This window comes from Aeromonas sp. ZOR0001 (assembly GCF_000801015.1).
Lineage (GTDB): Bacteria > Pseudomonadota > Gammaproteobacteria > Enterobacterales > Aeromonadaceae > Aeromonas > Aeromonas veronii.
Map to the genome: position 1 here is coordinate 198,370 of NZ_JRJY01000080.1, position 12,724 is coordinate 211,093.

Here is a 12,724-nt window from a genome sequence, read left to right on the forward strand (position 1 = left end):
CAGTAACAATATGAGCGTTGATATTAGCAATTTCCCCAACCTGGCCCTCGCGGACACTCCGGTCGAGCTGCGTTCCTTGCCCAAAGATCGGCTGCCGGTGCTGTGCAACGAGCTGCGCGAATATCTGCTGCGCTCTGTCAGCCGCTCAAGCGGACACTTTGCCTCCGGTCTCGGTACGGTCGAACTGACCGTGGCCCTGCACTACGTCTACAACACCCCGTTCGATCGGCTGATCTGGGACGTGGGCCATCAGGCCTATCCCCACAAGATCCTGACCGGGCGCCGTGATCAGATCCACACCATCCGGCAAAAGGATGGCCTGCACCCCTTCCCCTGGCGCGGCGAGAGCGAGTACGACGTGCTCTCCGTCGGCCACTCCAGTACCTCCATCGGTGCCGCCCTTGGCATGGCAGTCGCAGCCGAGAGCGAAGGGCTGGGTCGCAAGGTCGTTGCAGTGATCGGTGATGGTGCCATTACCGCAGGGATGGCCTTTGAAGCGCTCAACCACGCTGGCGATGTGCACAAGGACATGCTGGTGATCCTCAATGACAACGAGATGTCCATCTCCGAGAATGTCGGCGCGCTGAACAACCATCTGGCCCGGGTCATGTCCGGCAAGCTCTACACCACCATCCGCGAAGGTGGCAAGAAGGTGCTGGCGGGTCTGCCGCCGGTCAAAGAACTGGCCAAGCGGGCCGAAGAGCACCTCAAGGGGATGGTGGTGCCCGGCACCCTGTTCGAGGAGTTCGGCTTCAACTATATCGGCCCCATCGACGGTCACGATATCGAGGCACTGGTCGAGACCCTGCGCAACATGCGCAATCTCAAGGGCCCGCAGTTGCTGCACGTCAAGACCAAGAAGGGCAAGGGTTACGAGCCGGCGGAGAAAGACCCCATCGGCTATCATGCCGTGCCCAAGTTCAATCCTGACGAGTGCTCCCTGCCCAAGGCGAGCGGCGCCAAACCCACCTTCTCCGCCATCTTTGGCCAGTGGCTGTGCGACATGGCGGCCAAAGACGAGAAGCTGGTCGGCATCACCCCCGCCATGCGCGAAGGCTCGGGGCTGGTGAAATTCAGCCAGCAATATCCGGATCGCTACTTCGATGTGGCCATTGCCGAGCAACATGCGGTCACTTTCGCCGCCGGTCTTGCCATCGCCGACAAGAAGCCGGTGGTGGCCATCTATTCGAGCTTCCTGCAGCGCGCCTACGATCAGGTGATCCACGATGTGGCGCTGCAAGATCTGCCGGTGCTATTCGCCATCGACCGGGCCGGTCTGGTGGGCGCCGATGGCCCGACCCATCAGGGGGCGTTCGACATCAGCTTCCTGCGCACCGTGCCCAACATGGTGGTGATGACGCCATCTGACGAGAGCGAATGCCGCCAGATGCTCTATACCGGCTATCTCCATCAAGGCCCTGCCGCCGTGCGTTACCCCCGCGGTAGCAGCCTGAGCGATGCCCCCATCTCGTCAGAGATGCAAGCACTGGAGCTTGGCAAGGGTCGTATCCTGCGAGAGGGCAAGGGCACTGCCATTCTGGCGTTTGGCACCTTGCTGCACCACGCGAAAGCGGCCGCCGAAGCACTGGATGCCACCCTGGTGGACATGCGCTTTGTCAAACCAATGGATGAGGCACTGGTGCTGTCGCTGGCAGCCAGCCACGATCAGTTTGTTACTCTGGAAGACAACGCCATCATGGGCGGCGCCGGTTCGGCGGTGAACGAGCTGCTGATGCGCAGCAAACAGTGCAAGCCGGTGCTCAACCTTGGCTTGCCGGATCGCTTCGTGGAACAGGGTACCCAGCAGGAGATCTATGCCCTGCTCGGTCTGGACGATGCAGGCATCCAGCGCAGCATCGAAAGCTGGCTGAAAGCCTGACCTGCTGCTAGTTAAAGAAGATACAAGAAGGGCGCCTGATGGCGCCCTTCTTGTATCTTCACTTCTGACCGGAGTTAACCCTTGTAAATCTTCGGGTTAAACACATCCCGCAGCCAGTCGCCCAGCAGGTTGATGACCAGCACCAGCACCACCAGACAGATACCTGGGAAGGCGGTGATCCACCAGGAGCCGGAGAAGATGTAGTTGAAGCCAACGCTGATAAGCGAACCAAGCGAGGGCTGATCAACCGGCATCCCCAGACCAAGGAAGGAGAGCGCAGCTTCACTCATGATGGCGTTGGCCACCTGCACGGTGGAGATAACCAGAATGGGCGACAAACAGTTGGGTAGAATGTGGCGGAACATGATGCGCGGGGCACGGAACCCCATCACCTTGGCCGCTTCCACATACTCCTTCTTCTTCTCCGCCAGCACAGAAGCACGCACGGTACGGGCATACTGCGGCCACTCGGCGATACCGATGATCACCACCAGCATCATGATGGCAAACTTCGAGTAAAACTCGGAGCCAAAGGTTGCCTGAAAGATGGCGGAGATGATGATCGCCACCATCATGGTGGAGAACGACAGCTGCACATCGGCAAAGCGCATCAACAGGTTGTCAATGCGACCACCGAAATAACCGGCAATCAGACCGATGACGATACCGAGCACCAGCTGCAGCGCCACCGCAAACAGGCCGATGGTGAGGGAGATACGGGCGCCATAGAGGATGGTGCTCCAGATATCCCGCCCCTGGTTGTCGGTACCGAGCCAGAAACGCTCCTCGCCGCCTTCGAGCCAGGAGGGAGGCAACTCGGCATCCATCAGATCAAAACTGGTCTGGTCATAGACGTTGTGCGGGGCGAGCCAGGGGGCCAGCAGCGCCGCCAGCACAAATACCACGAACACCGCAAAGCTGAACATGGCTACCTTGTCCCGCAGGAAGTAGTAGACGATGTCTGAGTTCTTGAATCGTGCCCAACGGCTTGGGCTTGCAGTTACAGCGTTACTCATGCTTACCCCTTGGCAGTCAGGTTAACGGTCGGGTTAATCAACCCGTAGAGCAGGTCGACCAGGGTATTGGTCACCACGAAGATCAGTCCCACGAAGATGACGTAGGCGGTAATGAGGGGCGTATCGACCCGGTGGATCGCTTCAAGAAACAGGAAGCCGGTGCCCGGCCACTGGAACACGCTCTCGGTCAGAATGGTGTAGGCCACCATGGTGCCGATCTGCACCCCGCCGACGGTAATAACCGGCAGCATGGTGTTCTTCAGAGCGTGCTGATAGTAGACCTTGTTGTTGTCCAGCCCCTTGGCGCGGGCGAATTTGACGTACTCGGAGGAGAGCTGCTCCAGCATCTCGGAGCGCACCAGCCGGATAAACAGCGGCAACATGATGGAAGAGAGGGACACCGCGGGCAGGATCAGGTGCTTGATGCCATCCCAGGTGAAGAAGCCCGACTCCCAGCCCAGCAGGTTACGGGTCTCGCCGCGGCCATAGGCCGGCAGCCAGCCCAGCTGGATGGAGAAGAGGTACATCAGCATGATGGCGGTCAAAAATACCGGGATCGAAATGCCGATGCTGCTCCCCGCCATGATGATCTTGGTGGGTATGCTGCGCGGGCGGATCGCCGAATAGACACCGAGTGGAATGGAGACCACCACGATGATGAGCGCTGCAGCAAACACCAGCTCAAGGGTAGCCACCAGCTTGTCGAGGATCACCTCGAGAGCGGGTCGCTTGAAGAAATAGGAGGTGCCCAAATCCCCATGCACCGCATTTTTCAAAAAGCGGCTGTATTTGATGAGGAAGGGATCGTTAAGGCCCATCTTCTCGCGCAACTCGTGACGCTGGGCTTCGGAGACGGATTGTCCCACCAGCTCGCGTAACGGGTCACCCAGGTTATCCTGGATGGAGAAGGCGACCAGGCTGATGACGAACATCACTATCACGGCCTGATAGAACCGTTTCAGCAGGAATGTAAACATGCTTGTCCTTCTACGTGGCCTGTGTCGTGGCACAGGCTTCTGTTAGTGGACGGAGTGGCCAGCTGACCACCCCGCCCCGTCCTTCCTTGCGACGTTCTCTTACTTGCTGACCACCAGGTCACCCAGGTAAGGGAAGTTCATCACGTTGACCACCGGCTTGATGTCGACGTTCTTCTTGGCGCCATAGGCCAGATCTTCCCAGTGCAACGGCACATAGGCAGCATCTTCGATCAGCATGGCTTCGACCTTCTTCAGCATCTCGGCACGCTTGGCCGGATCGGTCTCGGCGTTGGCATCCATCACCAGCTTGTCAGCTTCGGCGTTGGCGTAACCAGCGCAGTTGTATTGGCCCATACCGGTCTTGGCATCCTTGGTGAAGGTCAGGAACTCGAAGAAGTTCGCGGTATCTTCAGTGTCGGAGTGCCAGCCGATCAGCTGCATGTCCGCGGCGCACTTGTCAAACTCAGGCCAGTACTGGGCCACCGGCATGGTCTTCAGATCTACCTTGATGTTGATCTTGGCCAGCATGGCTGAGACAGCCTGGGCAATCTTGACGTCGTTGACGTAGCGGGCAGCCGGGGAGATGAAGGTCATCTTGAAGCCTTTCTCGTAACCGGCCTCTTTCATCAGCTCCTTGGCCTTGGCCAGATCATACTGGGGTACCAGCGCCTCGTTGTGACCGGCATAGCCTTTCGGGCTCAGTTGGCCCGCTGGGGTACCGAAGCCCTTGTTGATCTTCTCGACGATGCCTACCTGGTTGATAGCGTAGTTGATCGCCTGACGTACACGCTTGTCTTTCAGTGCCGGGTTGGTGTTCTGGTTCAGCTCGATGATGATGGCGCGGGTACCGGACAGGGTCACCAGCTGGGAGTCCTTGCCATTCTTCACGCGCTCCAGATCGTTCGGCGCAACCGGATAGATCATGTCCACGTCGCCACCCAGCAGGGCTGCAACACGGGTCGCATCTTCCTTGATCGGCACCACGGTCAGGTTCTCGACGTTACCCTTGGAGGCTTTATCCCAGTAGTTGGCGTTGCGGGCATAATCCAGCTTCACACCCTGCTCGCGGAACTTGACGGTGAACGGGCCAGTACCGGAGACGTGGGTAGAGGCGTAGGAGTCGCCGTTTTTGACGATCTCGGCCTTGTCTTTACCCGCTTCGGTCTTGCCGGTATAGAACTTGGAGTCCATCGGGAAGATGTAGGTGACGGTCTGCAGCACCAGCGGGAACGGCTTGGCGGTGACGAGATCCACGGTGTAGTCATCGACCTTCTTCACTTCGCTGATGGGATCGAAGATCGCCTTGAAGTCGACGGAGGATTTCAGGCGGTTGACGGTCCACACCACGTCATCTGCGGTGAAGTCGTTACCGGAGTGGAACTTGACCCCTTTGCGCAGGTGGAAGCGGACGGTCTTGTCATCGACACGCTCGAACTTCTCGGCCAGACGGGGCTCGAACTGCAAGTCCTGGGTGTAACGCATCAGGGGATCGAATACCAGGTGCGACATCTCCAGGGTCTGACCGGAGAGCTGCTCCTGCGGATCCAGCGAAGTGGCGTCAGAAGCGACACCCACCTTGATATCAGCGGCTGAGACACTGAAGGCGAAACCGGCGGCAAACAGCGCCAGGGCAATCTTGGACAATCCTTTCTTCATCTTGTTCTCCATGCTTTTGGCTTTCTTATGACACTTTTTTTGACAAGCAGACCGGCGCACCGGCGCTCTCCTAGCTTGCGATTTCCAGCCCCTCGCGGGACATTCCCTTGAACTCCGGCATGAGGGAGATCAGCTTGCGGCTGTACTCATGCTCGGCATTGGTAAAGAGTTTCTCGGTCTCGGCCACCTCCACCAGATGGCCGTGCTGCATCACCCCGATGCGGTCGCACATCTGGCGGATCACCGGCAGATCGTGGCTGATAAACAGCATGGTGAGCTTGAGCTCCTGCTGCAGATCCTTGAGCAGGTTGAGGATCTGGGCCTGCACCGACACATCCAGTGCCGAGGTCGGCTCGTCGCAGATAAGGAAGCGCGGGCGAGTGGCCAGGGCGCGGGCAATGGAGATACGCTGGCGCTGACCGCCGGAGAACTCGTGGGGATACTTGACCCCGGCACCACGACCGAGACCCACGTGATCCAGCAGATCGCCGACAATCCCCTCAATCTGGCTCTCACTGCTCGCCAGCTGATGGAAGCGGATCGGCTCGGCAATGATGTCGCGTACCTTCATCCGCGGGTTCATCGACGAATAGGGGTTCTGGAACACCATCTGCATCTGGCGGCGCAGCGGGCGACGCTCGCGCTCGCTCTTGAGGGCGGTCAGATCGATCCCCTCAAAGAAGATTTTGCCGGTATCAGGCGGATAGAGACCGGTGATGGCGCGGGCAATGGTCGATTTACCGGAGCCCGACTCCCCCACCAGACCGAAGGTCTCCCCTTCGAAGATCTCGAAGCTGATGTTGTTGCAGGCGCGCACATACTGGCGACGGCTCGGGAAGATGGAGTCCTTGGTGACGAATTTCAGATCGACATTCTCCACCCGCAGCAGCGCCCCTTCATAGGCACGCTCGTCCTGACTCTGGCCGAGCCAGTGGGTCTTGAGGTCGATATTGGTATCCGGCGCACTGGCATCCTCGATATAGGAGACCAGCGGGAAACGCACCAGCTTCACGTCGGAGCGGGGTACCGCCGAGATGAGGCTGCGGGTATAGGGGTGATTGGGGCTGCCCAGCACCTGTTCGGTCAGGCCGAACTCCACCAGATCGCCGCGATACATCACCGCCACCTTGTCGGTGACGTTGGAGACCACGCCCATATCGTGGGTCACCAGCATGCAGCCCACCTGGCGCTCTTTGCAGAGGGCGCGGATAAGCTGGAGGATCTGATCCTGAATGGAAACGTCGAGCGCCGTGGTCGGCTCATCGGCGATGATCAGCTCCGGATCGCAGGAGAGCGCAATGGCGATAACCACCCGCTGACGCATGCCACCGGAAAACTGGTGTGGGTACTGCTTGATGCGCAGCTCCGGACTCGGGATCCCCACTGCCCCCATCAGCTCCAATGCCTTGGCAGAAGCAGCTTCGCGAGAGAGGTCGGTATTGGCCAGAATGGTCTCCACCAGCTGATGCTCAACGGTGAACAGCGGGTTGAGGGAGGTCATGGGGTCCTGGAAGATGAACCCGATACGGGAGCCACGGATGGCCCGCATCTCATTCTGGCTCTTGCCGGAGATGAGCTCGCCATTGAGATAGATATCACCACGGGCGATGCGACCCGGCGGGCTCAGCAGATCGATAACGGCGTTGCCGATGGTGGACTTGCCGGCGCCGGATTCACCGACCACCCCGACAATCTCACCCTTTTCGATAGAGAAAGAGAGATCCTTCACCGCGGCCAGCACCCCGTAGCGGGAGGGGTACTCGATCCGCAAGTTCTTTACTTCGAGCAAGGACATGTTTACCTCTGCGGGGGACATCCGTCCCAAATAATTCGTCCGTAAATCAGCCGCAGATGCCGGTTGTTACCTTGGGCAATATTTGCTCAATCCATGAGGCAGCGAAACCAGCGATCCGGGCGGGTTTTTTGCATTTTTTTGGAATAACCCGCGAGTAACTTAGACGGTTTGACCACGGGTGTAAATGATTGAGTTATACAATTCCGCAATGTTTTGTGCAGATAACCACCAATTCGGCAGAGATAAATGATGATTTTCGTCACACAAATGGCCGGTGCGTCCGTACATCTATTGGTATCATTACTTTAATTTCAACAACAACGCAACAAGCAGCATTTATCACTATTTCAAAAACGATCACGAGCCCCGAATGAGTAGTGAATATTTATGTGAAATGGATGATAAACGGCAGCATATGCCGATGAATGAAAATTAAGCAGATATAAATCGGGGGATGCAAGAACGGTCATCCCCCGGAAGGTGGCTCTCAACCGAGCCAGAATGCCAGTAATTGCATACAAAACAGGGCGAACAGGCCGGCGATCAGATCGTCCAGCATGATGCCCAGGCCACCGTGGATCCGGCGATCAAACCAGGAGATGGGCCAGGGCTTGAGCACATCAAACAACCGGAACAGCGCGAAGCCCGCCACCACCCACTCCCAACCGGCTGGCGCGGCGATCATGGTGACGCCAAAACCGATCACCTCGTCCCAGACGATGGCACCGTGATCCGGCATGCCGATGGCATCGGTGGCGCTCTGGCAGATACGAATACCGACCACAAAACCCACCACCAGCAAGGCGATAAACCAGTGGGTCGGCAGCCCGCTCACCAGCAGGTAGAGCGGAATGGCCGCCAGGGTGCCCATGGTGCCTGGCGCTTTGGGGCTGAGACCGGAACCAAACCCCACCGCCAAAAAGTGAAGCGGATTTTTCAGATCCAGTCGTGTCAGCTCGGGCTTTATCCTGAACAAACTCATGCGAAGTGATCCCACCCTTTCAGTTGCAACTCGACCGCCTGGTCGCCACGCAGGTAGTCGATGCCCGGCTCGCCCGCCACGATGCGGCCGATACGGCTGAACTTGACCCCGCTGTGGGCCAGCGCCGTATCGAGCGCGCCGCGGTGCTCCTCCGGTACGGTAAAGCAGAGCTCGTAGTCATCGCCACCGGCCAGCGCCAGTTGCCACGCCTCCTGCTCGCTCACCGCATCCTGCAGCACCGGCGAGAGCGGCAGCAGATCGAGATCGATCTGGGCCCGCACGCCGGAGGCCTTGAGGATATGGCCGAGATCCGATGCCAGCCCGTCGGAGAGATCCAGCGCACTGCCCGCCAGCCCGCGCAGCGCCTGACCGGCCAGAATGCGGGGATGGGGATGGTCGAGCCGTGGCAGCACCGCAGCCAGCTGGTTCTCGTTTAGGGTGCGTTTGCCCAGCAGGTGGGAGAGCGCCAGCGCGGCATCTCCCAGGGTACCGGTGACATAGATGCCGTCACCGGCTTTGGCGCCGCTGCGCATCAGGGCGCGACCGGCAGGCACCGACCCCTTCACCGAGATGGTGATGGAGAGCGGCCCGCGGGTCATGTCTCCGCCCACCAACGCCACGTTGTAGTACTCGGCCAGCTCCAGAAACCCTTCGGCAAAACCGGCGACCCAACCTTCGTTGATGGCAGGCAGGGTCAGCGCCAGCGACACCCAGCGCGGCTCGGCCCCCATGGCGGCGAGATCGGAGAGATTGACCGCCAGCGCCTTGTAGCCGAGATCCACCGGATCCATGTCGGGAAAAAAGTGTACGCCGCTCACCAGTGTGTCGGTGCTCACCGCCAGCTGGGTATCGGGGGGCAGGGTCAGCAGGGCACAGTCATCTCCAGGGCCCATCACCACGTCCTTGCGGGCGTGGGGGACCTTGAAGTACTTATCAATCAGCTCAAATTCACCCATACAGTAAAAAGCCAGCAATAAGCTGGCTCCTCTCTTAGATGCTGACGGACAGCAGGATCAACGCTTGTTCAGCGACTTGATCACCTTGTCCAGTACACCGTTGACAAACTTGTGGCTGTCATCGGCAGCAAAAGCTTTGGCCAGCTCGATCGCTTCGTTGATGACCACGCGCGGCGGTACATCATCACGACGGGTCAGCTCGTAGGTCGCCAGACGCAGGATCGCCTTGTCCACCATGTCCACTTCTTCCAGCGGACGGGAGAGGAAAGGTGCAAACACCTTGTCCAGCTCGCTGCAGTGGAGGGCTACCCCGAACAGCAGATCGCGGAAATAGTTCAGGTCTACACCCTTGGTGTCCTGATCGATCTTGAACTGCTCTTCGATGTCACCCACGTTAGCCTTGGTCATCTGCCACTGGTAGATGGCCTGGGTGGCGCAATGGCGGGCTTTACGGCGCTCAGACGGTTTCAATGTACTTCTCCTCGTTACACGTCCAGTTCTTTCAGGACGTTGATCATTTCGAGCGCTGCCAGTGCAGCCTCTGCACCCTTGTTACCCGCCTTGGTACCTGCACGCTCGATGGCTTGTTCAATGTTTTCAGTGGTCAGCACACCGAAGGCAACGGGAATTTCATATTCCATCATTACCTGGGCCATGCCCTTGCTGTTCTCGTTTGCCACTAGGTCGAAGTGGTAGGTGCCGCCACGGATGACAGTACCGACCGCCACGATGGCGTCGTATTGACCACTCTTGGCCAGCTTCTTGATGACCAATGGCATTTCAACCGCGCCCGGCACTTTTACCAGTGTCAGGTTGCTGTCCTGCACTTGACCTTGACGCTTCAGTACGTCCACCGCGCCGTTCACCAGACTGTCGTTGATGAAGCTGTTGAAACGGGCAACAACAATAGCAACGCGCGCCTCAGGAGCGGCGATATTTCCTTCGATAACCTTCATTGGAAATCCTGTATCTGTGCAATCAAAAGGGCCGGAGTCAAAAGTGCGCACATTCTAGCACAACAGACCCACGACAAAAACCATGGCCGCAATAGACAGCCATGATCGCGATGTAACCAGTCCGGCGCGCTTACTCGCCGGTAAATTCCACAACTTCCAGGCCTAAACCACCCGGAAGGGGATGGTACTTCTCTGGTAGAACGTTATTCGCCGATGTACTCAACCACTTCCAGACCGAAACCACCGAGGGCATGGTACTTCTTCGGCGAGCTCAACAGGCGCATCTTGCTCACGCCAAGGGCCTTGAGGATCTGGGAACCCACACCAACACGGCGCGAGGTGCCCTGCCACTTGGCTCCTTCCGGTGCCAGTCCCTTGTCGGCGGCTTCAAAACCCTTGACCCGGGCCAGCAACTCGGCGCCATGGGATTCCGCTCCCAAAATCACAAGCACCCCGCCCTCGTCGGCGATGCGGGCCATAGATTTGGGCAGCGGCCAGCTGCGGGCGGCGTGGCGGTCGGTCAGCAGCAGATCGCTCAGCACATCGTGCAGATGGACGCGCACCAGGGTCGGCTGGTCCGCCTGTACCTCACCCTTTTTCAGGGCGAAGTGAACCTGATTGTCGATGGTGTCACGGAAGGTGATGAGGTCAAACTCGCCAAACTCGGTCGGCAGCTTGCACTCAGCCACCTTCTCGACCGTGGTCTCGTGCTGGTTGCGGTACTCGATAAGGTCGGCGATGGTGCCGAGCTTGATGCCGTGCTCCTCGGCGAAGATCTCCAGGTCAGGACGGCGCGCCATGGTGCCATCTTCGTTGAGGATCTCGACGATGACGGCGGCAGGCTCGAAACCAGCCAGACGGGCCAGATCGCAGCCCGCTTCGGTGTGACCGGCGCGGGTCAGCACGCCGCCATCCTGTGCCATCAGCGGGAAGATGTGGCCCGGCTGCACCAGATCGGCCGCCTTGGCATTGGGCGCCACAGCGGCCTGCACGGTCACCGCACGATCGGCGGCGGAGATACCTGTGGTCACCCCTTCTGCCGCCTCGATGGAGACGGTAAAGGCGGTGGAGAACTGGGCATTGTTGCGATCCACCATCAGCGGCAGCGCCAATTGCTTGCAGCGATCCCGGGTCAGGGTCAGGCAGATGAGGCCACGGCCGTAGCGGGCCATGAAGTTGATATCCTCCGGACGGACGCAGGAGGCGGCCATGATGAGGTCCCCTTCGTTCTCCCTGTCCTCGTCATCCATCAGGATCACCATCTTGCCAGCCTTGATATCGGCAATGATTTCCTGGGTTGTGCTCAGCGCCATGGGCTACTCCATCAGTGTGCTTGGGGGTTGAGCCCGCAGGCTCAACGCAAATGCGTGTGTATGTTGCTCTAGATTGGGGCTAGCGGCTCCATTTCAATCAGAGCGGGATCACAGAAAATCGTTTTGGTGGCCAGATTCAGCGCACACCGTCAGAGAAAACCTGCCTTGGCCAGGGTCTCCATGGTCAGGGTCGAGGCGCTGCTCTCCTGACTTTTCCCCATCATCAGCCGCTCCAGATAGCGGGCGATTTGATCCACCTCGAGGTTGACCTTGTGGCCCGGCTTCCAGCTGGCGATGGTGGTCTCCTGTGCGGTGTGGGGCACGATGGTCAGGCGAAACAGGTCGCCCTGCACCGCGTTGACGGTGAGGCTGATGCCATCCACAGCAATGGAGCCTTTCTCGGCGATATAGCGGGAGAGCTCCCCTGGCGCCTTGATCCAGTACTCGATGGCGCGACCGCTGCTGGAGACGCTTTTCACCTCCCCCACCCCGTCCACGTGGCCGGAGACCAGATGGCCGCCAAGACGGGAGGTGGGCATCAGCGCCTTCTCGAGGTTGACCCGATCGCCCACTCTGGCGGCGGCAAAGCCGGTACGGGAGAGGGTTTCCAGCGACACATCGGCGGTATAACTCTTGTCGCCCAGCGCCACCACGGTGAGGCAGACGCCGTTGGTGGCGATGGAGTCGCCCAGCTTGACGTCACTGAAGTCGAGATGCGGTGCATGGACGGTGAGGGCCATGTCGTCGCCCTGACGGCGCAGTTCGGCCAGGGTTCCCACCGCTTCGATAATTCCGGTAAACATGCAGATCACCTTACTGATGACGGGGGCTAATTATGCCCCCTTGAACATTGATAAATCAGGCTATTTTGGCGGTAATGCGAATATCCTGGCCGACCATGCGCACATCCTTGATGGCGAGCTTGGGCGCCTGGAACAGCCGGGTCAGGCCCGGCAGATGGAACAGGCCACGTCCCTCGTCGCCCATCAGTTTGGGCGCCTGATAGAGCACCAGCTCATCCACCAGCCCTTTTTCCAGCAGAGCGCCGCAGAGCCGCGGGCCCGCCTCGATGAGTACCGAGTTGACATTCTGCTTGGCCAGCAGCATGAAGAGGCTGACCAGATCCAGCTTGCCATCCAGCAGCGGCAGCTCCAGCTGCTGCACCCACTCGGGCCACTCGCCGGACGCCTTGTG

12 protein-coding genes are annotated in these 12,724 nt (G+C 59.2%); 1 reads left to right on the forward strand and 11 read right to left on the reverse strand.

All coding sequences use genetic code 11. From position 1 onward, the window contains the following. Positions 1–10: 10 nt before the first annotated feature. On the forward strand, positions 11–1,879 hold the full coding sequence (dxs, locus tag L972_RS10745; protein ID WP_047438130.1) for a 1-deoxy-D-xylulose-5-phosphate synthase: 1,869 nt from the start codon (positions 11–13) through the stop codon (positions 1,877–1,879). A gap of 74 nt (positions 1,880–1,953) precedes the next feature. Here dxs and L972_RS10750 read toward each other — a convergent pair whose 3' ends face one another. The 11 genes from L972_RS10750 to L972_RS21885 form a co-directional block, all read right to left on the reverse strand. Beyond that, positions 1,954–2,895 carry an ABC transporter permease gene (locus tag L972_RS10750; RefSeq protein WP_040068611.1) on the reverse strand — a complete coding sequence of 314 codons (942 nt, stop codon included), beginning with the start codon at positions 2,893–2,895 and terminating at the stop codon, positions 1,954–1,956. A 2-nt stretch (positions 2,896–2,897) separates the two neighbouring features. Then, positions 2,898–3,872, reverse strand: coding sequence for an ABC transporter permease (locus L972_RS10755; protein ID WP_005343520.1), 975 nt, complete (start codon positions 3,870–3,872; stop codon positions 2,898–2,900). A gap of 99 nt (positions 3,873–3,971) precedes the next feature. Then, complete coding sequence (locus L972_RS10760; protein WP_021230378.1) at positions 3,972–5,528, reverse strand: ABC transporter substrate-binding protein; 1,557 nt, start codon at positions 5,526–5,528, stop codon at positions 3,972–3,974. A gap of 70 nt (positions 5,529–5,598) precedes the next feature. After that, a complete protein-coding gene (locus L972_RS10765; protein ID WP_047438133.1) occupies positions 5,599–7,323 on the reverse strand; it encodes a dipeptide ABC transporter ATP-binding protein in 1,725 nt (574 codons plus the stop codon). Positions 7,324–7,810: 487 nt separating this feature from the next. Continuing rightward, complete coding sequence (locus L972_RS10770; protein WP_047438136.1) at positions 7,811–8,305, reverse strand: phosphatidylglycerophosphatase A family protein; 495 nt, start codon at positions 8,303–8,305, stop codon at positions 7,811–7,813. Beyond that, positions 8,302–9,261, reverse strand: a complete 960-nt coding sequence (thiL, locus tag L972_RS10775) for a thiamine-phosphate kinase (protein ID WP_026034998.1) — start codon at positions 9,259–9,261, stop codon at positions 8,302–8,304. The genes L972_RS10770 and thiL overlap by 4 nt, the downstream gene beginning before the upstream one ends. Positions 9,262–9,318: 57 nt before the next feature. Continuing rightward, a complete protein-coding gene (gene nusB, locus L972_RS10780) occupies positions 9,319–9,732 on the reverse strand; it encodes a transcription antitermination factor NusB (RefSeq protein ID WP_005343514.1) in 414 nt (137 codons plus the stop codon). A gap of 14 nt (positions 9,733–9,746) precedes the next feature. Then, on the reverse strand, positions 9,747–10,217 hold the full coding sequence (gene ribH / locus L972_RS10785) for a 6,7-dimethyl-8-ribityllumazine synthase (RefSeq protein ID WP_005338866.1): 471 nt from the start codon (positions 10,215–10,217) through the stop codon (positions 9,747–9,749). 203 nt (positions 10,218–10,420) lie between these two features. Continuing rightward, a complete protein-coding gene (ribBA, locus tag L972_RS10790; RefSeq protein WP_047438138.1) occupies positions 10,421–11,530 on the reverse strand; it encodes a bifunctional 3,4-dihydroxy-2-butanone-4-phosphate synthase/GTP cyclohydrolase II in 1,110 nt (369 codons plus the stop codon). Positions 11,531–11,679: 149 nt separating this feature from the next. Further along, on the reverse strand, positions 11,680–12,333 hold the full coding sequence (locus tag L972_RS10795) for a riboflavin synthase (protein WP_047438140.1): 654 nt from the start codon (positions 12,331–12,333) through the stop codon (positions 11,680–11,682). A 55-nt stretch (positions 12,334–12,388) separates the two neighbouring features. Next, on the reverse strand, positions 12,389–12,724 hold a 336-nt coding region (locus L972_RS21885; RefSeq protein ID WP_047438239.1), incomplete at its 5' end, for a dihydrofolate reductase family protein.